At 72.8% G+C, this 21,282-nt stretch carries 13 protein-coding genes and 1 riboswitch; of the genes, 5 read left to right on the forward strand and 8 right to left on the reverse strand.

The window, feature by feature from the left end; all coding sequences use genetic code 11:
- Positions 1-93: 93 nt before the first annotated feature.
- The 6 genes from sucD to ACIGAQ_RS18440 form a co-directional block, all read right to left on the reverse strand.
- The gene (gene sucD / locus ACIGAQ_RS18415; protein WP_094054536.1) at positions 94-978 is read right to left on the reverse strand and encodes a succinate--CoA ligase subunit alpha; all 885 of its coding nucleotides are present in this window, start codon (positions 976-978) and stop codon (positions 94-96) included.
- A 21-nt stretch (positions 979-999) separates the two neighbouring features.
- Complete coding sequence (gene sucC, locus ACIGAQ_RS18420) at positions 1,000-2,181, reverse strand: ADP-forming succinate--CoA ligase subunit beta (protein ID WP_311680203.1); 1,182 nt, start codon at positions 2,179-2,181, stop codon at positions 1,000-1,002.
- 658 nt (positions 2,182-2,839) lie between these two features.
- Positions 2,840-3,487, reverse strand: coding sequence for a hypothetical protein (locus tag ACIGAQ_RS18425; RefSeq protein WP_399783971.1), 648 nt, complete (start codon positions 3,485-3,487; stop codon positions 2,840-2,842).
- A gap of 1,104 nt (positions 3,488-4,591) precedes the next feature.
- A complete protein-coding gene (locus ACIGAQ_RS18430) occupies positions 4,592-5,800 on the reverse strand; it encodes a VWA domain-containing protein (protein ID WP_399783973.1) in 1,209 nt (402 codons plus the stop codon).
- Between the two features lie 139 nt (positions 5,801-5,939).
- The gene (locus tag ACIGAQ_RS18435) at positions 5,940-8,390 is read right to left on the reverse strand and encodes a DUF5682 family protein (RefSeq protein WP_399783976.1); all 2,451 of its coding nucleotides are present in this window, start codon (positions 8,388-8,390) and stop codon (positions 5,940-5,942) included.
- A 79-nt stretch (positions 8,391-8,469) separates the two neighbouring features.
- The gene (locus ACIGAQ_RS18440; RefSeq protein ID WP_399783979.1) at positions 8,470-9,600 is read right to left on the reverse strand and encodes an AAA family ATPase; all 1,131 of its coding nucleotides are present in this window, start codon (positions 9,598-9,600) and stop codon (positions 8,470-8,472) included.
- Between the two features lie 145 nt (positions 9,601-9,745).
- On the opposite strand from ACIGAQ_RS18440, the gene ACIGAQ_RS18445 reads away from it, so the two are divergent.
- Both ACIGAQ_RS18445 and ACIGAQ_RS18450 read left to right on the forward strand, forming a co-directional pair.
- Positions 9,746-11,095, forward strand: coding sequence for an SWIM zinc finger family protein (locus tag ACIGAQ_RS18445; RefSeq protein ID WP_399783982.1), 1,350 nt, complete (start codon positions 9,746-9,748; stop codon positions 11,093-11,095).
- A 139-nt stretch (positions 11,096-11,234) separates the two neighbouring features.
- Positions 11,235-12,899, forward strand: coding sequence for a DUF5691 domain-containing protein (locus ACIGAQ_RS18450; RefSeq protein WP_399783984.1), 1,665 nt, complete (start codon positions 11,235-11,237; stop codon positions 12,897-12,899).
- Positions 12,900-13,228: 329 nt separating this feature from the next.
- On the opposite strand, the gene ACIGAQ_RS18455 is transcribed toward ACIGAQ_RS18450, so the two are convergent.
- A complete protein-coding gene (locus tag ACIGAQ_RS18455; protein ID WP_311680215.1) occupies positions 13,229-13,651 on the reverse strand; it encodes a cobalamin B12-binding domain-containing protein in 423 nt (140 codons plus the stop codon).
- Between the two features lie 605 nt (positions 13,652-14,256).
- Here ACIGAQ_RS18455 and ACIGAQ_RS18460 point away from each other — a divergent pair.
- Positions 14,257-15,120: an esterase/lipase family protein gene (locus tag ACIGAQ_RS18460; RefSeq protein ID WP_399783987.1), complete on the forward strand. Its 864-nt coding sequence runs from the start codon at positions 14,257-14,259 to the stop codon at positions 15,118-15,120.
- 294 nt (positions 15,121-15,414) lie between these two features.
- Positions 15,415-16,974 carry a peptidoglycan DD-metalloendopeptidase family protein gene (locus ACIGAQ_RS18465; protein ID WP_311680219.1) on the forward strand — a complete coding sequence of 520 codons (1,560 nt, stop codon included), beginning with the start codon at positions 15,415-15,417 and terminating at the stop codon, positions 16,972-16,974.
- Between the two features lie 104 nt (positions 16,975-17,078).
- Here ACIGAQ_RS18465 and pcrA read toward each other — a convergent pair whose 3' ends face one another.
- Positions 17,079-19,556, reverse strand: a complete 2,478-nt coding sequence (pcrA, locus tag ACIGAQ_RS18470; RefSeq protein WP_399783991.1) for a DNA helicase PcrA — start codon at positions 19,554-19,556, stop codon at positions 17,079-17,081.
- A 312-nt stretch (positions 19,557-19,868) separates the two neighbouring features.
- Positions 19,869-20,041: riboswitch (cyclic di-AMP (ydaO/yuaA leader) on the forward strand.
- A 7-nt stretch (positions 20,042-20,048) separates the two neighbouring features.
- On the opposite strand from pcrA, the gene ACIGAQ_RS18475 reads away from it, so the two are divergent.
- A complete protein-coding gene (locus ACIGAQ_RS18475) occupies positions 20,049-21,221 on the forward strand; it encodes an NlpC/P60 family protein (RefSeq protein ID WP_399783994.1) in 1,173 nt (390 codons plus the stop codon).
- Positions 21,222-21,282 lie beyond the last annotated feature (61 nt).

Consider the following 21,282-nt stretch of genomic DNA (forward strand, 5'->3'; position numbering starts at 1 on the left):
ACGGCGGTGGCGGAACGGCGGTGGCGGAACGGCGGTGGGCCCGCCCCCGGACGGGGAGCGGGCCCACTGTCGGCCGGAGCCGGGACGGCGGTGTCAGCCGGCGAGGATCTCGCGCGCCAGCTTGGCCGTCTCGGTCGGCGTCTTGCCGACCTTGACGCCGGCGGCCTCGAGGGCCTCCTTCTTCGCGGCGGCCGTGCCGGAGGAACCGGAGACGATGGCGCCGGCGTGGCCCATGGTCTTGCCCTCGGGCGCGGTGAAGCCCGCGACGTAGCCGACGACCGGCTTCTTCACGTTCTCCTTGATGAAGGCCGCGGCCCGCTCCTCGGCGTCGCCGCCGATCTCACCGATCATGACGATCAGGTCGGTGTCGGGGTCGGCCTCGAACGCGGCGAGCGCGTCGATGTGGGTGGTGCCGATGACCGGGTCGCCACCGATGCCGACGGCGGAGGAGAAGCCGATGTCCCGCAGCTCGTACATCATCTGGTACGTCAGCGTGCCGGACTTCGAGACCAGGCCGATGCGGCCCGGCTTGGTGATGTCGCCCGGGATGATGCCGGCGTTGGACTGGCCCGGGGTGATGAGACCGGGGCAGTTCGGGCCGATGATCCGGGTCTTGTTGCCCTTGGACACGGCGTAGGCGTAGAACGCGGCCGAGTCGTGGACGGCGATGCCCTCGGTGATGACGACCGCGAGCGGGATCTCGGCGTCGATGGCCTCGACGACGGCGGCCTTGGCGAAGGCCGGCGGGACGAAGAGGACGGATACGTTCGCGCCCGTCTTCTCGATCGCCTCGGCGACCGTGCCGAAGACCGGGATCTCGGTGCCGTCGACGTCGACGGTCGTGCCGGCCTTGCGCGGGTTCACGCCACCGACGATGTTCGTGCCGTCGGCCAGCATGAGCTTGGTGTGCTTCATGCCCGTGGCACCGGTCATGCCCTGGACGATGACCTTGCTGTCCTTGTTGAGGAAGATAGCCATGGCTGTGTAGTCCCTCGTCCCTTACTTCGCAGCAGCCGCGAGCTCGGCGGCCTTGTCGGCCGCGCCGTCCATGGTGTCCACGCGCTGGACCAGCGGGTGGTTGGCGTCGGAGAGGATCTTGCGACCCAGCTCGGCGTTGTTGCCGTCCAGACGGACGACGAGCGGCTTGTTGACGTCCTCGCCCTTGTCCTTGAGCAGCTGCAGCGCCTGGACGATGCCGTTGGCGACCTCGTCGCAGGCGGTGATGCCACCGAAGACGTTGACGAACACGGACTTGACGTCCGGGTCGCCGAGGATGATCTCCAGGCCGTTGGCCATGACGGCGGCGGAGGCGCCACCACCGATGTCGAGGAAGTTGGCGGGCTTGACGCCACCGTGCTTCTCACCGGCGTACGCGACGACGTCCAGGGTGCTCATGACGAGACCCGCGCCGTTGCCGATGATGCCGACCTCGCCGTCGAGCTTGACGTAGTTGAGGTTCTTGGCCTTGGCGGCGGCCTCGAGCGGGTTGGCCGCGTCCTTGTCCTGGAGGGCCTCGTGCTCCGGCTGGCGGAACTCGGCGTTCTCGTCCAGGGAGACCTTGCCGTCCAGGGCGATGACGTCACCGGAGGCGACCTTGGCCAGCGGGTTGACCTCGACCAGGAGGGCGTCCTCCTTGATGAAGGTGTCCCACAGCTTGACCAGGACGTTGACGACCTTGTCGGCGACCTCGGCCGGGAACTTGGCGGCCGCGACGATCTCGCGGGCCTTCTCCTCGGTCACGCCCTCGTTGGCGTCGATCGGCGTCTTGGCGACGGCCTCGGGGCGGGTGGCCGCCACCTCCTCGATCTCCATGCCGCCCTCGACGGACGCGATGGAGAGGAAGGTGCGGTTGGCACGGTCCAGGAGGAAGGAGACGTAGTACTCCTCCACGATCTCCGGGGCCGTCTCGGCGATCATCACCTTGTGGACCGTGTGGCCCTTGATGTCCATGCCGAGGATGTTGGTCGCGTGCTCGACCGCCTCGTCGGGGGTGGCGGCGAGCTTGACGCCGCCGGCCTTGCCGCGGCCGCCGACCTTCACCTGGGCCTTGACGACGGACTTGCCACCGAGGCGCTCGGTGGCTGCGCGGGCCGCCTCAGGCGTGTCGATGACTTCACCGGCCAGCACCGGTACATCGTGCTTGGCGAAGAGGTCCCTCGCCTGGTACTCGAACAGGTCCACGCGCTTCCGTCCCTATCAGTGATCTCGCGGTTCGTTGTCTGCGTGGGCGTGCCGCGAGGGCAACGTGACGTCCGCTGTCTGTCACAAGGGAGGCGCACACGGTGTCCGAGCGCGCGGCATGTCCGTCTCGCAGGTTATCGCTGCTTCCGGGGGGCCTCTAAATCGAGGGTCACACCTGAGCGGTGATACCTGTCACATGATGCCGCGCTCTCTGGCACGGCGTGCCGGGGGTGAGGGGCCTCACCGGGCTGGGGTTCACCCGGTGAGGCCCGCGGACACCTCCGGGGGAGCGTGGAGGGCCTGCTGCGGCCCTTGCTCCCGTCGGGGTGCGGGGCGACCGGTCCCCACCCCGGGGGGAACCGGCCGCCCCTTCCCACGAGACCTCGGCCCCCGGAGAGCCGACGGCTTTCGACCGGCCGGGGGGGATGCCTCGTGGAGGCTTCGTGGCGTGGCAGTGGCAGTGGCAGTGGCAGCGGCAACGGTGTGGCAGTGGTGTGGCTGCGGCAGCGGCACGGGGAGTGGCGGTGGCGGGCGGCACTCTTCCACTCGGGATGCTCGGCCTCCCCGGGCCTGCGCCCTGCGTTACGCGGCCCGCGATACGCGGGCGGGAGCGAGGTTGACGGAAGGGGACCGGGACCGGGACCGCAGGCCTGGCCCGCTAGCCGGGGAAGAGCGGAACGTCCCCACGGCCGTCCCGCGTACCGGTCGCCTCATCACGGGCCGCGGTACCGGGTGCGAGCCTCAGCGGGGCCCGCCGGCTCGGCGTGACGGCGTGCGCGTCACCGTGCCGCGGCGTCCCGCTGTCAGCCGAGGAACGGCTGCCGGCCGTGCCGTCGGGCCGCTCGGCAGGGGCCTGGTCGGCCGGAGGGTGCCCCGGGTGGTCGTGGCTGCGCCCCGGGTGGCCGTCGACGTGTCGGGGGCGGTGGTCCGCGTGGGCCGACCTGACGGAACAGTGGTCGCCGGCACGACGCGACTCGGCCACGACCGGCCACCCGACGGAGTGCGCTACGCCGACCGAGGGCACGGCGACCGGGGGTACAGCGGCCGCGCCTGCCTCGGGGGTCTCACTGATCAGCGCGGGGAGAAGCTGCCCGGGGAGGACGAGGTCGCCGGGCGGGACCCGGTCACCGGGCAGGACCACATCGCTGGGCAGGACCAGATCGCCGGGCAGGACCAGATCGCCGGGCAGAACCAAGTCACCGGGGGCCTCAGGGAGGCCGGGAGACTCGGGCAGGCCCGGCGGCTCGGGGAGGCTCGGCGGCTCGGGGAGGCTCGGCGGCTCGGGGAGGCTCGGCTTCTCAGGCAAGTTCGGAGGTGCGGGGAGGCCCGGCGGCTCAGGGAAGTTCGGAGGTGCGGGGAGGCCCGGCGGCTCAGGGAAGTTCGGCGCCTCGGGCAAGCCGGGGATTTCCGGGAGCGCGATGTCATCAACCGGTAGGTCGGGGACGTGCGGCAGCGCCCCGGGCAGCTCGGGCAGGCCCGGCAGGGGAGCCCCGGGCAGACCGGGGCGGTCGGGCAGCGCCGGCAGCGGCGACGTCCCGGGGAGGGCTGACCCGGCCGACAGCACCGGGAGCTCGGGGAGGGACACCGGGGCGGGAGACCAGGAAAGCAGCGGCGCCTCGGAGACAGGCGACGTGACCGGGCGGTTCCGTTCGGCCGGCGCCTCCTGTCGGGACGGCGCCGCAGTCGAGGTCGAAGCCACCGGCGATTCCGGGACCACCGGTGCCTCGTGCACCGCCGGAGAGACGTACGGACGGCCCGGAACCCGCGGCCGCTCCCCCACCGCCCCCGCCCCCGCCCCGAGCACGTTCCCATCCCCGGGCACCGGCGGAACGCCCCGCGGGGACACCGGCGGAACTCCCCGCGCGGACACCGGCTGAACACCCCGCATGGACTCCAGCGGAGCGCCCGGTACCGCCCCGGCCTGCGCGTCCTGTCGGATCAAGGACCCGGCGGCCTGCCCGGTCGTGCCGCCGTCCGCCGCGTCGGCCCGCTGCCCGCACAGCAGCCCGATCACCAGCAACCCGCCCAGCATCAGCGCCACGTGGAGCGCACGCCGTCCGGCCGCCGTGCGCAGCACGCGCGACGCGGCACCGGACAGGGCTGCTGACCAGGTCAAGAGTGAGACTTCCTCCGTGCGACGGAACAAGCGCGCGGAACGCATCACGCATCAAGGGCAACGGGCTACGGGCTACGGGCTACGGGTCGGCACAACGCGATGTCCACCCGGTAGTGGCGCGACGCACCGCCGAGCAGGCGCCGATCCTCGCACGGGAGTGCGGAGGTCATGCAAGCCCTTGCCGGCAGATGGACCGTCATGTCCGGTTTACCGGGCCGGGTCGGACGACGACGGGTCGGCATGGCGTCGTCCGACCGGCTCCCGCGCGACGCGGCCCCCGGGCCTGGCCCTCCCTCAGGCCGCGTCCGGTATCGGCAGCGGCCGCTTCTCGATCGCCGCCGCCATCACCTCCGGGAACAGATCGGGCGTACAGGCGAACGCCGGTGCCCCCAACGCCGCCAGCGCGGCCGCGTGTTCCCGGTCGTAGGCCGGTGCCCCCTCGTCCGAGAGCGCCAGCAGCGTCACGAACTGCACCCCCGAGGCCTTCATCGCCGAGACCCGCTTGAGCATCTCGTTGCGGATGCCCCCTTCGTAGAGGTCACTGATCAGTACGACGACCGTCTCCGCGGGCCGGGTGATCTGCGACTGGCAGTAGGCCAGCGCCCGGTTGATGTCGGTGCCGCCGCCCAGCTGCGTACCGAACAGGACGTCCACCGGGTCGTCGAGCTGGTCCGTGAGGTCGACGACCGCCGTGTCGAAGACGACGAGTCGCGTGGAGATCGTCCGCATCGAGGCGAGCACCGCTCCGAACACCGATGCGTACACGACCGACGCCGCCATGGATCCCGACTGATCGATACAGAGGATGACCTCCTTCTTCGTGGACTGGGTCGCCCGCCCGTAGCCGATGAGCCGCTCCGGCACGATCGTGCGGTACTCGGGCAGGTAGTGCTTGAGGTTGGCCGCGATCGTGCGGTTCCAGTCGATGTCGTGGTGGCGCGGCCGGCTGATCCGGGCGCTGCGGTCGAGCGCGCCCGTCAGGGTGGCCCGGGTGCGGGTGGCGAGCCGCTTCTCCAGGTCCTCGACGACCTTGCGCACGACGGCCCGTGCCGTCTCCTTCGTCGTCTCGGGCATCGCCTTGTTGAGCGAGAGCAGCGTGCCGACCAGGTGCACGTCGGCCTCCACCGCCTCCAGCATCTCGGGCTCCAGCAGAAGCGTGGCGAGACCGAGCCGGTCGATGGCGTCGCGCTGCATGACCTGGACGACGGAGGACGGGAAATACGTCCGGATGTCGCCCAGCCAGCGCGCCACGGACGGCGCCGACGCCCCGAGCCCCGCCGAACGGTCCCGGCCTCCCTGTCCCTTGGCGTCCTTGCGGCCGTAGAGGGCGGTGAGCGCTCCGTCCATCGCCGCGTCCTGGCCGGACAGCGCGCACCCGGTGCCGTCCGCCGCGTCTCCCCCGAGCACGAGCCGCCAGCGCCGCAGCCGTTCCTGCGCCGGATCCGTCACCTCGGCCGTCGCCCGCGTCCCCTCGGCCGTCATGGGCGTCCCCTCGGCCGTCATCCGTGTCCTCCCCCGCGCGGCCGTTCCCACAGGGGGATCACCGGCACGGTCGTCAAGGGCCGGCCTTCCGTGCCCGGTCCCCTTCCGGCGGTGTTCGCCCCGGCCGCTCTCGGGGTCGGCGCTCGCCGTCCGTCGGTCGTCATCTCTCCACCCCCACCAGGTCGTTCCGCGTATCCATGTCGTCGAGGCCGAGCAGCAGCCGCACGACCGGCAGGACGGCGTCCGCGCGCACGGTGTCGAGTTCCGCCGCGAAGCCGGGTATCGCGGAGCCGGCTGCCGTCGCGGCTCCCTGTGCGGCCGGACCTCGCCGCACCAGTTCTCCGAGGGTCCGGCGCACCCCGGGCTCGTATGCGGAGAACGTCCGCCGCAGCAGCGGCAGCACGTCCGTGAACGCCTCCGCCGGCACACCGGTCAGCCACGTGTCGACCAGCCCGAGCAGCCGCTCGTCGTGGACCAGGAGCATGCCGCCGCCGGAGCCGCCGCCGACGAAGCCCTCGATCCAGGCGGCCGCGTCCGCGGGCGGCGTGCCCGGCGACAGGACGAGCCCCATGAGCCGCGCCGCCTCGTCCTGCGCCAGCTCCCCGTCGTCCAGCAGCAGCCGCACGGCCCGGCCCCGGATCACCCCCGGCACGGTGTCCCGCCCCGACAGCACCCGCAGCACCGACTGCCAGCGGGGTCTGAGGTGACCGCGTCCGGTTGCCGGCGCGTCGCCCAGGAGCCCGACGGCCCCGTGCACCGCGTCCACGTGGCGCCGCATCTCCTCCGCCGCGTCGGCGTCGAGCGCCGCGCAGGCCGGGGGCAGGCCGACGAAGACCCGCTCGGCCAGCCCCGCGGCGACCTCGCCGAGGGCCCCGGTGTCGGTGCCGCGGACGTCGCCGTAGCGCAGCGAGCGGACCAGGGCGGGCAGTGCCTGGGCGAGATGGCCGACGTCGGCGTCGAGGGCCGCCCGGTCGGCGAGGATCCGCATCACCGTCGGCAGCGCGCCGGGCAGTTCGGCCAGCAGGCAGCGCTCGGCGAGCGCGGTGACGTCGGCGAGACCGTTCGCGGTGACGGCGTCCGCCTCGGCCTTGGCGGTCGCGGCGGACAGCACGGTCGTCCCCCACACGCCCGCCTCGGCCACCCGCACGGACAGCTCCGGTTCCCAGCGCAGCCGCCACGTCTCCCGGAACGTGCCGGTGCTGCCCCGTGAGGCGGCCGGTTCGCCCCACGCGATGCCGAGCAGCCGCAGCCGGTGCAGCAGCCTGCTGCGTGCGGCGTCGTTCTCCTTGCGCAGGTCGAGCTCCAGCTCCCGCTCCAGCGCCTCCGGCTTCAGCCGCAGCCGGCGCTGCAGCCGCGTGAGATCCCGCTGCAGCGGGACCGCCGGGGCCGTCGACGGCACCTCTCCCAGGACGTCACCCACGACCAGCCGGTCGTGTACCAGGGCCAGCGGCACGTCCGAGCCCTCGCACATCACCGCCCGCACCGCGTCGGTCGACTCGCTCAGACCCGGGAGCGGACGGCCGCGCATCGCGGCGAGCGTCTCGGCCAGCCGCACCGCCTCGATGACGTGCGCGGAGGAGACGATCCGGTCCTCGGCCCGCAGCAGCCCCGCCACCTTGGTCATCCACCGCTCGACGGGCCGGTCGGGGGCGCTGAACAGGTGGCCGTACCAGCCCGGCGAGTCGATGCCGGCCCCGTAGCCGCTGACCCGGGACAGCCTGCGATGGGTCCACGGGACCCAGGTCATGTCCGTCTTGACCTTGGGCAGGCCCTTCAGCAGCGCTTTGTCGGCGGCAACGGTGGTCCTCTGCCGCAGGGCGGGTACGTGCCAGGCGCCGCAGACGACGGCCACGCCGTCCTCGAACTCCCGCTGCGCGGACCGCAGCTGGAGCCGCATGTACGCCTCCCGGACCAGGTCCCGGGCGTGGCCACCACTGCCGTAGGTCTCCCGCAGCGCGGCCATGGCCTCCTCCAGTGCGGTGAACGGCGCGAGGGCGTCCCCCTGCCCGGCGCCGCGGTGCTCGACGACGTCCTCCCACCACCGCTCCGGGTCGTCGTATCCGGCGGCGTCGGCGAGCACGCCGAGCGGGTCGATCCGTACCTCGGCAGCGCCGTCGGGCTCGGAGTCGGGGGCGGCGCCCGGGGCGGTGGCTGGGGCACCGCCGCCGCCCTCCGTCGCCGTGGGCTCGGCGTCCACCGGGGACTCGCCCTGCGGTCCCTCCTCGTCCTCACGCCTCTCCCAGGCGAGGGTGTGCGTGGCCGGCAGGTCGATGAAGCGGGCCGGAACGCCGTGCTCCAGGGCCCAGCGGAGGGCGACCCACTCCGGCGAGAACTCGGCCAGCGGCCAGAAGGCCGACCGACCGGGCTCGTCCACGGCATGGGCGAGCAGGGCGACAGGCGGCCGCATCTCCGCGTCGGCGGCGAGCGGGATCAAGGCGTCCGCCTCGGGCGGTCCCTCGATCAGCACGACCGCCGGCCCGGTCTCCTCCAGCGCCGCGCGTACGGCCCGCGCCGATCCCGGCCCGTGATGCCGCACCCCGAGCAGCACCGGCCCCGCCCCGGCGCCCCGGCCCACGGGCCGTTCCACAGCCGTCACTTGATTCCCTCCCATCCCCTGTCCGTCCCCGTCCCCGTCCGTGTTCGTTCCCGCCCTGGTTCGTCCCCCGGCCGGTTCCCGGCCCCCTCGTGACTCACCCGCTCACCTCGCGGCAGGCCCGGTAGAAGTCCTTCCAGCCGTCGCGTTCGCGGACGACCGTCTCCAGGTACTCCTGCCAGATCACGCGGTCGGCCGCCGGGTCGCGGACCACCGCGCCGAGGATGCCCGCGGCGACGTCGCCGGCCCGCAGCACTCCGTCGCCGAAGTGGGCGGCCAGCGCCAGTCCGTTGGTGACGACGGAGATCGCCTCGGCCGTGGACAGCGTGCCGCTGGGCGACTTGAGCTTCGTGCGGCCGTCGGTCGTCACACCGTCGCGCAGCTCACGGAAGACCGTGACGACCCGGCGGATCTCGTCGAGCCCGTCGGGCGCGGGCGGCAGCTCCAGGGAGCGGCCGATCTGGTCCACGCGGCGCGCGACGATGTCGACCTCGGCCTCGGGGGTCTCCGGCAGCGGCAGCACCACCGTGTTGAAGCGGCGGCGCAGGGCGCTGGACAGGTCGTTGACCCCGCGGTCGCGGTCGTTGGCCGTGGCGATCAGGTTGAAGCCACGGACCGCCTGCACCTCCTGGCCCAGCTCTGGTATCGGCAGCGTCTTCTCCGACAGGATCGTGATGAGCGTGTCCTGGACGTCGGCCGGGATGCGTGTCAGCTCCTCGACGCGCGCCGTCATGCCCTCGGCCATGGCGCGCATGACCGGGCTGGGCACGAGGGCGTCGCGGCTCGGGCCGTGGGCGAGCAGCTGCGCGTAGTTCCAGCCGTAGCGGATGGCCTCCTCGGGCGTGCCGGCGGTGCCCTGCACCAGCAGTGTGGAGTCGCCGCTGACCGCGGCGGCCAGGTGCTCGGACACCCACGTCTTGGCCGTGCCGGGCACGCCGAGCAGGAGCAGGGCGCGGTCGGTGGCGAGGGTCGTGACGGCGACCTCGACGATGCGGCGCGGACCGACGTACTTCGGCGTGATCACCGTGCCGTCCGGCAGGACGCCCCCGAGCAGGTACGTCGCGACGGCCCATGGCGACAGCTTCCAGCGGGCCGGGCGCGGGCGGTCGTCCTGGGCGGCGATGGCGGCGAGTTCGTCGGCGAAGGCATCCTCGGCATGCGGCCGCAACGCCTCGGACGGCTCCCCCTGCTTCGGTTCCACGGGCGTCGGTTCAACGGACACAGACATGGCTGAGGCCCCCTCCAGCTCGGCCGGTTCGGATCTGGCACCAACGTTGCACCACACCACTGACAATCCGTTCCGACCTGCGGAAATACCGCGCCGGGGCCGCTCGCCGAACCGATTGTCAGTGGTGGGATCTACCTTCGATGGCATGACTCAGCAGGGGGTGCGCTGGACTGCGGACCAGGTGCTGGCCTTGGCGCCTGACGCCGCGTCACGCAAAGCGGGAAGCAAACTCGGCGCGGCGGGACCGTGGTCCGAGGCCGGCTGTTCCGACGAGGGGACGGTGTGGGGGCTGTGCAAGGGCAGCGGGAGCAAGCCGTATCAGACGGTCGTCGACATCGCGGACGCCTCCGGGCCCGCGTACAAGTGCAGTTGTCCGAGCCGCAAGTTCCCGTGCAAGCACGCGCTGGGGCTGCTGCTGCTCTGGGCGGGCGACGACGCGGCGGTGCCGCGGGGGGAGGCGCCTCAGTGGGCGGAGCAGTGGACAGCGGGCCGCCGCAGGCGCGCGGAGGAGAAGAAGAGCGGGCAGGAGCCGCCGTCCGGGTCAGCTGATCCGGAGGCGGCGCGGCGCCGGGCGGAGCGGCGGGCCGAGCGGGTCACGGCGGGCGCGCTGGAGCTGGAGCAGCGGCTGGCGGACCTGCTGCGCGGCGGCCTCGCGACGGCGGAGCAGTCCGGCTACGGCCTCTGGGAGGAGACGGCGGCCCGTATGGTCGACGCCCAGGCGCAGGGCCTCGCCGCCCGGGTGCGGGAGCTGGGGGCGATCCCGTCCACGGGACCCGGCTGGCCGGTGCGGCTGCTGGAGGAATGCGCGCTGCTGCATCTGCTCGACCAGGGCTGGCTGCGCCGCGAGCGCCTCCCGGACGGCCTCGCCGCCACGGTCCGCTCCCGCGTGGGCCTGCCGGCCCCGGCGGACGGCAAGCCGGTGCGGGACCGCTGGCTGGTGCTGGCCCAGTACGACTCGGCGGACTCCCGCCTGACGACCCGCCGGATCTGGCTGTACGGCGCCGACTCACAGCGCACGGCGCTGCTCCTCTCCTACGGTGCCGCCGGCCGCGCCCCCGAGCTGGCGCTGCCCGTCGGGCTGTCCCTGGAGGCCGAAGTGGCCCCCTACCCGGGCACCGGGCAACTGCGGGTGGCGCTGGGCGAACAGTTCGCACCTCCCGCACCGGCGGAGATACGCCCGCCGGGCGTGACGACCTCGGAGGCGGCCGCCCGTTACGGCGACGCCCTGCGCGACGACCCGTGGCTGGAGTCCGTCCCGGTGACGCTGGGCCGGGTCGTGCCGGCCCCCGACGGCGACTCCTGGCAGCTGGCGGACGCCGACGAGGACGCGGCGCTGCCGCTGACCCCGGCCGCGCGGTCCCGGCCCGGCCTGTGGCGGCTCGTCGCCCTCTCGGGCGGCGCCCCGGTCACGGTGTTCGGCGAGTGCGGCCACCAGGGCTTCAGCCCGCTGACGGCCTGGCCCGAGGGCTCGGGTGGCGCCGTGTCCCTGTGCTGAACCGACGGCGGCCGCCCGGCTTGTGCGACAGCGGCCGGACCCACCCTTCTCAGCGATTCACGAATCTTTCAGGCATCACGGGACAACCGGTAAGGGCGAGCCTTCAACCGACTCCGGGCGTCCCGCGGAAAGGAAGCGCATGACCAGGACCTCCGCTCCTGTGGACGCGCCCGTCACGGGCGGCTGGGAGGGGCTCGTCACCACGGCACTGCTGGGCACGGACCGGCGCACCCCACCGGGCACCACGCCCGGGCGGGACGCGCCGGTGGCCCTGCTGGACGCGGCGGCCGTGGAGACCGTACGGCGGCGGGCCGGTCTGCGTCCGGCGCGCGCGGCACAGCGTCCGCGACCGGCCCCGGAGGACGAGCGTCCGCCGCTGCCCGCCGCTGCCGCCCGCAGACTCGCGATGCTGCTGGCCGACCGGCCCGGCGCGTCCGGCGGCGGCCGCCGCGGCACCGCACCCGACCTGATGGAGTTGCTGCCCCAGTGGCTGGCGGCGGCGAACGCCCGCGGTTTCGCCCCGCCCCCGCAGGTGCTGCCGGCGCTGCTGGACGCGGCCCGCGGCCGCACGGACCTGCGCCCGGCGGCCCTGGAGTTCGCGGGACCCCGGGCTCTGTGGCTGGCCCGGCTGAACCCGGAGTGGCGGTTCGCCCTGCGCGCGGCTCCCGGCGGCGGAGCGGCCCCGCCGCCGGCCGCGGACGACGACCGGACGCGCCAGGTGTGGCAGGAGGGCCTGTTCGCCGAGCGGGTCGCCCTGCTGTCCGCCCTGCGCTCCCGCGAACCGGCCGCGGCGCGCGAACTGCTCGCCACGACCTGGGCGACGGAGCGGGCCGAGGACCGGCTGATGTTCCTCGACTCCCTGCGCACGGGCCTGAGCCCGGACGACGAGCCGTTCCTGGAACAGGCCCTGAGCGACCGCAGCCGCAACGTCCGGGCGACGGCGGCGGAACTGCTGTCAGCCCTGCCCGGTTCGGCGCTCGCCGCGCGGATGGCGGTCAGGGCCGCGGCGTGCGTGGCCATCGACCACACGCGGAGCAGCCGCACGGCGGGGACGCCCCCCACCCCCTCGATAGCCGTCGAGGCTCCGCACGAGTGCGACGCGGAGATGGAGCGCGACGGCGTCGTGCCGAAGGCCCCGGCGGAACGGGGCGAACGCTCGTGGTGGTTCGGTCAGTTGGTGGAGGCGGCACCGCTCGGGACATGGTCACGACGGCTCGGCGGCCGGACGCCCCGGGAGATCGTGGCGCTGCCGGTGGCGGACGACTGGCAGAGCGAGCTGCACGCGGCGTGGTGCCGGGCGGCGGTCCGCCAGCAGGACGCCGAGTGGTCGCGGGCGCTGCTCGGCGAGCCCTCGGCACCGGAGGCGGGCGGTCCGGGCGCGGTGTCCCTGGCCGAACGGGCCAAGCTGCTCGGCACGCTGGGCGCCGCCGAACGGGCCGAGTGGGTGGCCGGCTTCATCGCGACGCACGGCCTGTCGGAAGCCTTCCAGCTGCTCGGCGTGTGTGCGGTGCCGTGGGCCCCGCCGCTCGGCCGTGCCGTGGTGGACGCGCTGAACATCGCGCGGGACGCGGGGAGTTATCCATGGAGTTTCAGCGGAGTCATGGGGCTGGCCGAGCGCTGCCTCCATCCGTCGGAGTCCGGCCGTCTCGACGCCCTGCTGGCCGTACCGGACGAGCCGGAGGACGCGTCTCCCGGGGCGGGCGGCTACTGGGCGGAGGCCTTCCAGCGCCTGGTCACGACCTTGCGCCTGCGCGCGGCGATGATCGAGGAACTGGGCGGGCCGGAGAGCGGCACTCCGGCGTAGAGCAACACCTCGCGGACCGGGGCCACCATCACGCCAGTACGACTCGCGGCCACTCCGGCCCGGGCCACGGCCACACCGACGCGAGCCACGACCACCCCCGTCCGAGCCGCGACCACGCTCGCCCGGACCGCGACCAACCCAGTCCGAGCCACGGCCACGCCCGCCCTGACCGCGACCACCCCAGCCCGAGCCACGGCCGCACCCGCCCGGATCGTCACGCCCTCCCGGACCAAGGTCACTCCCGCCCCGGCCCAGATCACGCCCGTAAGGCCCGCGAGGACACCCGCCCGGGCCGAGGCCGCACCGGCCCGGGCCCCGGCCGGGTCGGTTCAGCCGCCGGAGGCAGCCGGCTGCTGTACGTTCGCCCGGACCCAGTCGACGATCGACTGCGTCGTCGCACCGGGCGTGAAGATCTCCGCGACACCCTTCTCCTTCAGCGGGGCGATGTCCGCCTCGGGGATGATCCCGCCGCCGAAGACCAGGATGTCCGCAGCGTCCCGCTCCCGGAGCAGGTCGATCACCGCGGCGAAGAGCGTGTTGTGCGCGCCGGAGAGGATGGACAGCCCGATCGCGTCGGCGTCCTCCTGGATCGCCGTGTCGACGATCTGCTCGGGAGTCTGGTGGAGGCCGGTGTAGATGACCTCCATACCGGCGTCGCGCAGGGCCCGCGCGATCACCTTGGCCCCGCGATCGTGGCCGTCGAGCCCCGGCTTGGCCACCACCACGCGGATCGGACCGGCTGCCACACCCATCACTGCCTCCATGAAGCGACTACATCCATCCGTACGGACAAGTACCGCACACATCCGGCACGCCGTACACGTCACCGTGCCCCGGACGCGCCCCGAACCGCCCGGGGAAGTGAACGAACGTTATCTCCAGCATCCCGCACCCGGCAGTTTCGCGGTGCTGACCGAGGGGGAAATCACACGGTGGGACAAGCGCAAGGGGAGCCGCGAGGAGGCCACCGCACCGCCGCGCCACCCACCACGCACAGCGGCGGCACGTCACTTCGGCGACGGCACACCGGGCAAGCACCGCACGCACAGCACGCAGGGCACGCAGGGCACGCAGCGCACGCAGGACACACAGGGCACGCACGGCGCACCAGCGGAGAGCCGCGACACCGCACCGACCAGGAGCCCCGCCGCCTCAGCGGGGAGCCACGTCACCGCACCGACCGGGGACCCCGCCGCACCACCGGCGTCGCTACACACGCCACATGCCGCGCTCACCCCTCGCAGCTCACGCGGTTCACGCCGCCCGCGCGGTCGTCGTCGGCCGTCTTCGCTGCTGCTTTCCACGAGTGCACACGGGGGGCGATGCCGTCCTCCCGCGTGCCGACAGGAGGTCGGCCATGAAGGTCACCGGGGCGGCTCTGCCCTTTCTTCCGTTCTGCCGGCGTCTGCTGCCGAACCGGCCGGCGGGACTCTCCATGGCGCTGCTGAAGGCCACCGCCCTGGAGATCGCGATCCTGGCCGGGCACCTCCTGCTCTATCCCTCCGGCGTCGCGCAGGAGCGGCGCGTCCCCGCCCCGGCCCTGCCGGCCGACGGCGCCGCCCAGCTGCCGACGGAGGCCAAGCCCCCGGTCGTGCTGCTGCACGGCTTCATCGACAACCGCTCGGTCTTCGTCCTGCTGCGCCGCAGCCTCGCCCAGCACGGCAGGCAGCAGATCGAGTCCCTCAACTACTCACCGCTGACCTGCGACATACGGGCCGCGGCCGAGCGGCTCGGCCGGCACATCGAGGAGATCTGCGAACGCACCGGCGCCCAGCGGGTGGACGTCGTCGGACACAGCCTGGGCGGCCTGATAGCCCGTTACTACGTGCAGCGGCTCGGCGGCGACACGCGCGTGCGGACCCTGGTGACCCTCGGCACGCCGCACTCGGGCACCCGGGTGGCGCCCCTGGCCGACGCGCACCCCATCGTGCGCCAGATGCGCCCCGGCTCGCCGGTGCTCGAAGAGCTCACTCGGCCCGCCCCGGGCTGCCGTACGCACTTCGTGAGCTTCTGGAGCGACCTCGACCACGTGATGGATCCGCTGGAGTCGGCCTGCATCGACCATCCGGATCTGACGGCCGAGAACGTGCGGGTCACCGGCATCGGCCATCTCGCCCTGCCCGTCCACCCCGCCATCGCCAACGGCATACGGCAGGTTCTCGACACGGCCCGCCCGGGTGAACCGTCCACCGGGCACGCCGGGGGGCTCACGGTGGCGTGACGGAGTGCCGCCCGACGGTCGTGGCACCACACGGTCGGGCGACAGTCGGCCCGCGGCCGTCACACGCGGCGCGCGGACTCGTCATACAGATGACACACAGCCCCGCATCACTCCACAGCCTCGAACAAACTTCGAACACAGGGCCAAGCCTGCGCCCGCAGTCCGCCAAAACACGGCCGAATGCCCGTTTCCTGCGCGCGCGAAACCTGCCGAAGATTGTCGTGCCCGCGTACCGCCGGGTACAGTCGCCGCACTGCTCTGGCAGCCCCTGTTGTCGAGGCGAAAGAGAAGTTGGTGAACGACCGTCACCCGTCGGGGACCATGGCCCCGGCTGCGGCTTCCGACGCCGCCTCGGCGCACTACGCGTCGTACGGCACCCAGGAAGTCCAGTACGGCGACTTCACCACGTACGGCGAGTACGCCGCCACCGGTTTTGATCCCACCGGCACGGACGGCACCGGCTTCGACGCCACCGGCCACGCCACCGCGAGCTTCGCCACGGACCCCCTCTTCGGCGACATGCCGGGCAGCGGCCAGGACACGGGCACGTACGACACCGGCCACTGGCCCACGGGTCCGCACGAGAACCCGCACTACGACGCGTACGCGGCCCAGCACCACGCCGCCTACGACACCGGCGTCTACGACACGACCTCCTGGCACGCCGAGCAGCAGCCGCTGTCGGCCATCCCGCCGCAGGCCGCGTCCCCCGACGGCACCGGCCAGTGGGAGTCCGGAGCCTGGCTCCAGCCGGACCAGTCCGGCAACCCGGCCGACCGGACCCAGCAGTGGGAATGGGGCACGCAGGCTTTCGACACGGGCGCCTTCGACGCCACGCAGTGGAACTCCGACGGCACCGCCGCGCCCGCCCCGGACGCCTACGAGCAGCACGGCGAAACCTTCGAGCAGCACGAGACGGCCACCTTCGAGCAGCAGCAGACCGCGACGTTCGAGCAGGTCGCCTACGACGAATCCGCCGGGGCCGGCTACCACGACCCCGCGGGGGACGCCCACGAGCAGGCCACCACCGGCGAACTGCCCACCGTCGCCCCGCTCCTGGACGGTCAGGAAGAGGTCGCGCCCCCCGCTTCCCGGGCGGCCTCGCGCGCCGGCTCCCGCTCCCGCCGCCGTACGCCGCCCAAGCGCTCGGCGCTGATGACCATCGCGGTGCCCTCGGCGTGTGTGATGGGTGTGGCCGGGATCGCGGCCGCCTCCGTCGGCAGCCTCACCGAGGACAGCGCCGCTGAGGCGCAGACCACCGCGGCGGACGCGCAGCCGGTGAAGCCGGCCGCGGCCAACAACAAGCTCGACACCCAGCTGCAGAGCCTCGCCGCCGGCGCCGACGACTTCGCCGACCGGGCCAGCCGTACGCAGGAGCGCATCGACCTCAAGGCCCAGCAGGCCGCCGAGCGCAAGCGGGCGGCGGAGGAGGCGGCCCGCAAGGAGCGGCTGCGCCCGAAGTTCGCCCTGCCGGTCGCGCAGCACGGACTGAGCGCCTACTACGGCCAGTCGGGCATCAACTGGATGTCCCTGCACACCGGCATCGACTTCCCCGTCTCGTACGGCACGACCGTGATGGCCGCGACCGACGGCACCGTGCGCACGCAGTGGAACAGTGCCTACGGCAACATGATGATCGTGACCGCCAAGGACGGTACGGAGACGTGGTACTGCCACCTCTCCACGTACACGGTCGCCTCGGGGACGACGGTCAAGGCCGGGGACCCCATCGCGCGCTCCGGCAATTCCGGCAACTCCACCGGCCCGCACCTGCACTTCGAGGTGCGCCCCGCGGGCGGCTCGGCGATCGACCCGCTCTCCTGGCTGCGCAGCCACGGCGTCGACCCGGCGTAACGCCCACCTCCGCGGGCAGGGCGCTCGGCGCGGCGCAGTGATCCAACGTATCGTCCGGCAAGGGCGGTTCGGCGGAGGCCGTCCGCGGACGGACGGCCTCCGGACTACAGCTTCTCCACCGGCGCGTACCGCAGCAGCAGCCGCTTCGGCTTCGTGTCGCCGAAGTCGATCGTCGCCTCGGCGTTCGCGCCCGTGCCCTTCACCGAGACGACCGTGCCGAGACCGAACTGGTCGTGCGTGACACGGTCTCCGACCGCCAGCGACACCACCGGCTTCTCGGACGTGCGGCGGGTGGCGAAGCCGGACGCGCCCGAGGCGGACGAACGCGAGCGGGACGACGACAGGGAGGCCGCCACGGCGGAGACGGGACCGGAGGACGCGGGCGCGGTCGCTCCCGTGCGCTTCCACTCCACGTGAGCCGGCGGGATCTCCTCCAGGAACCGGGAGGGCGGGTTGTACGAGGGCTGGCCCCAGGCGCTGCGCAGGGTGGAGCGGGTCAGGTACAGCCGCTCCCGCGCGCGGGTGATGCCGACGTACGCCAGGCGCCGCTCCTCCTCCAGCTCCTTGGTCTGGCCGAGGGCGCGCATGTGCGGGAAGACGCCGTCCTCCATGCCGGTGAGGAAGACGACCGGGAACTCCAGGCCCTTGGCGGTGTGCAGCGTCATGAGCGTGATGACGCCGTCGCCGTCCTCCTCGTCGGGGATCTGGTCGGAGTCGGCGACCAGCGCGACCTGTTCGAGGAAGTCGGCGAGCGTGCCCTGCTCGTCCTCGCCGCGCTCCTGTTCGAACTCCATGGCGACGGCGGCGAGCTCCTGGAGGTTCTCGATCCGGGTCTCGTCCTGCGGGTCGGTGGAGGCCTGCAGCTCGGCGAGGTAGCCGGTGCGCTCCAGCACCGCCTCCAGCACCGTGGCCGGTCCGGCGCCGGACTCGACGATCGTGCGGAGGTCCTCCATCAGCGTGTTGAACCGCTTGACCGCGTTGGTGGAGCGCGCGGCCATGCCGTAGGCCTCGTCGACCCGCTTGAGCGCCTGCGGGAAGCTGATCTTCTCGCGCTGGGCGAGCGCGTCGATCATCGCCTCGGCGCGATCGCCGATGCCCCGCTTGGGCACGTTGAGGATCCGGCGCAGCGGCACCGAGTCCTCCGGGTTGGCCAGGACGCGCAGGTACGCCAGGACGTCCCGGACCTCCTTGCGCTCGTAGAAGCGGACGCCGCCGACGACCTTGTAGGGCAGTCCGACGCGGATGAAGACCTCTTCGAAGACGCGGGACTGGGCGTTGGTGCGGTAGAAGACGGCGACGTCGCCCGCCTTGGCCTCGCCGGCGTCCGTGAGGCGGTCTATCTCGTCGGCGACGAACTGCGCCTCGTCGTGCTCGGTGTCGGCGACGTACCCGGTGATCAGCGCGCCGGAGCCGGCGTTGGTCCACAGGTTCTTGGGGCGGCGGGACTCGTTGCGCTCGATGACCGCGTTGGCGGCGCTGAGGATGGTCTGCGTGGAGCGGTAGTTCTGCTCCAGCAGGATCGTCGTCGCGTCCGGGTAGTCCTCCTCGAACTGGAGGATGTTGCGGATCGTCGCGCCGCGGAAGGCGTAGATCGACTGGTCGGCGTCGCCGACCACGCACAGCTCGGCGGGCGGGATCTCGGCCTCGGGCGGCACGTCGACGGGGTGCTCGGAGGTGCCGACCAGCTCGCGGACCAGCGCGTACTGCGCGTGGTTGGTGTCCTGGTACTCGTCGACCAGGACGTGCCGGAAGCGGCGGCGGTAGTGCTCGGCGACGTCCGGGAAGGCGCGCAGCAGGTTGACCGTCGTCATGATCAGGTCGTCGAAGTCGAGGGCGTTCGCCTCGCGCAGCCGCGACTGGTAGAGCGCGTAGGCCTGGGCGAGGGTCTTCTCGAAACCGTCGGTGGCCTGGGCGGCGAAGTCCTCCTCGTCGATCAGCTCGTTCTTCAGGTTGCTGATCTTGGCGCTGAAGGACTTAGGCGGGAACCGCTTGGGGTCGAGGTCCAGGTCGCGGCAGACCAGGGCCATCAGGCGCTTGGAGTCGGCGGCGTCGTAGATCGAGAAGGAGGACGTGAAGCCGAGCCTCTTGCTCTCGCGGCGGAGGATGCGCACGCAGGCGCTGTGGAACGTCATGACCCACATGGCGTTCGCGCGCGGTCCGACGAGCTGCTCGACGCGCTCCTTCATCTCACCGGCGGCCTTGTTGGTGAAGGTGATCGCGAGGATCTGGCCGGGGTGGACGTCCCGCTCGGCGAGCAGGTGCGCGATGCGGTGCGTGAGCACGCGGGTCTTGCCGGAGCCGGCGCCGGCCACGATGAGCAGCGGGGAGCCGGAGTGGACGACCGCGGCGCGCTGGTTGTCGTTCAGCCCGTCCAGCAGCGCGGCGGAGTCGATCACCGGTCGGGGGGCGCCGTCGCGGTAGTGGGTGTCCCGGTCCGGCGGCACGTCGAACTTCCCGCCGAACAGATCGTCCGGGATCGGCTCCGGAACGTGATCGTCCTCGGGCGGCGGCGGGGGCTCGTCCGCGGGGCCCCGCTGGGCCTGGAGGTTCGCCAGGAAGTGGTCGTCAAAGAGGCTGCTCATCGCTCTCCGAGTCTAGGGCGCCCCACTGACAACCCGCCGCCGCCCCGAGAACATCGCCGGATCACCGGCCTTCCGTGACGGACGGACCACCTCCTGTCGCCCTGCGAAATGGCGCGATCACACCGCGCGATGCCCCACACAATCCCGGACAACTCATCACCAGAAGCCCCCGCCCGCTCACGTTGCGCGACGCTCCGCCGTAAGGTCACGAAAATGTATCGGGCATATCACCCATCAACCTTCACACGAGCCACACCGGTTGGCTACGGTGCGACCGGGCCGCATGACCTCACCGGCGAACGTCGCCGGGCCGCGCGGCCTCCGCCGAGTCCGGTGTGCCGCAGCGGCAGCCGGAGCCGGGGACCCACCGAGACCTTGGGGTGAATCGGCCCGACTCCCGTCCCGGGAAGGCCGTAGGGCAACCCTTCCGAACCACCCGCCCGAACCCGACAGCTAACCCGGTAGGCGGATCTTTGGAAGGAGTCGCCTCCCTTGGCGTCGCACCGCAAGTCGCGTCCTACGGGCACGCGCGTGGCAGGCATACGGACCCCCGCCCTCGCGACGGCGGCCCTCACCTCCGTGGCCCTGCTGTCCCAGTCGGCCAACGCCGCCCCCGAGGCCGACGGCAAACCCAGCCTGGAGGAAGTCGAGAAGAAGGTCGACGACCTGTACCGCCAGGCCGAGTCGGCGACCGACAAGTACAACGCGGTCAAGGAGAAGACCGCGAAGCAGCGCAAGCGCGTCGACACCCTCCTCGACGACGTCGCCCAGCGCACCGAGAAGCTCAACGAGGCGCGCGAGAAGCTGGGTTCCTTCGCCGCCGCCCAGTACCGCACCGGCACCGCGGCACCCGACACCGCCACGTTCCTGCTCGCAGAGACCCCGCAGGACTACTTCGACCAGTCCCAGCTGATGGACCGGATGACCGGCCGTCAGAAGGTCGCCGTCGACGACTACGTCACGCAGCAGTCCGCGACGATGAAGAAGCGCCAGGAGGCCACCGAGAGCCTGCGGACGCTCACCGAGTCGCAGAGCGACCTGAAGACGGCCAAGGCCACCGTCCAGAGGAAGCTCGCCGACGCCCGCGACCTGCTGTCGCGGCTGACCGCCGAGGAGAAGGCACGGCTCGCCGCGATCGAGAAGGAGAAGCGGGAGGAGGCCGCGCGCAAGGCGGCCGAGCTGGCGCGCGAACAGGCCGCCCAGGAGAAGGCCCGGCAGGAGGCCGCCCAGCGGCAGGAGAGCGGCACCCCGTCACCGGGCACCGCCTCCGGCTCCACCTCCACGGCCCCGGCCGACTCCTCGTACGCCACCAAGGCCGACAAGGCGCTCGCCTTCGCCCGCGCCCAGATCGGCAAGCCGTACGTGTGGGGCGCCGTCGGCCCCGGCTCCTACGACTGCTCCGGTCTCACCCAGGCCGCGTGGAAGGCCGCCGGGGTGGCCCTGCCGCGCACGACCTACGACCAGGTCGACGCCGGCACCACGGTCTCCCTGGCCGACGCCCAGCCCGGTGACCTGGTGTTCTTCTACGACGACATCACCCACGTCGGCATCTACATCGGCAACGGCATGATGATCCACGCCCCGAAGCCGGGCACCTACGTGCGCGAGGAGTCGGTCTACTACGACGGCGAGTCGGCGATCCACAGCGTGGTGCGGCCGGCCTGAGGGGTCCGGGACGTTTTTGAGGGGTACGCGCGCGTGCCCCTCTCCCAACCCGTCCGCCGCT

Source organism: Streptomyces sp. NPDC085932 (assembly GCF_044540525.1).
Lineage (GTDB): Bacteria > Actinomycetota > Actinomycetes > Streptomycetales > Streptomycetaceae > Streptomyces > Streptomyces levis.

What these genes read in the sequence shown, in the direction of transcription:
- ACIGAQ_RS18440 (WP_399783979.1), bottom strand. Translation starts at nt 9,600, where the DNA reads ATGTCTGTGTCCGTTGAACCGACGCCCGTGGAACCGAAGCAGGGGGAG.
- ACIGAQ_RS18445 (WP_399783982.1), top strand. Translation starts at nt 9,746, where the DNA reads ATGACTCAGCAGGGGGTGCGCTGGACTGCGGACCAGGTGCTGGCCTTG.
- pcrA (WP_399783991.1), bottom strand. Translation starts at nt 19,556, where the DNA reads ATGAGCAGCCTCTTTGACGACCACTTCCTGGCGAACCTCCAGGCCCAG.
- sucD (WP_094054536.1), bottom strand. Translation starts at nt 978, where the DNA reads ATGGCTATCTTCCTCAACAAGGACAGCAAGGTCATCGTCCAGGGCATG.
- ACIGAQ_RS18430 (WP_399783973.1), bottom strand. Translation starts at nt 5,800, where the DNA reads ATGACGGCCGAGGGGACGCCCATGACGGCCGAGGGGACGCGGGCGACG.
- ACIGAQ_RS18460 (WP_399783987.1), top strand. Translation starts at nt 14,257, where the DNA reads ATGAAGGTCACCGGGGCGGCTCTGCCCTTTCTTCCGTTCTGCCGGCGT.
- ACIGAQ_RS18455 (WP_311680215.1), bottom strand. Translation starts at nt 13,651, where the DNA reads ATGGGTGTGGCAGCCGGTCCGATCCGCGTGGTGGTGGCCAAGCCGGGG.
- ACIGAQ_RS18435 (WP_399783976.1), bottom strand. Translation starts at nt 8,390, where the DNA reads ATGGGAGGGAATCAAGTGACGGCTGTGGAACGGCCCGTGGGCCGGGGC.
- ACIGAQ_RS18450 (WP_399783984.1), top strand. Translation starts at nt 11,235, where the DNA reads ATGACCAGGACCTCCGCTCCTGTGGACGCGCCCGTCACGGGCGGCTGG.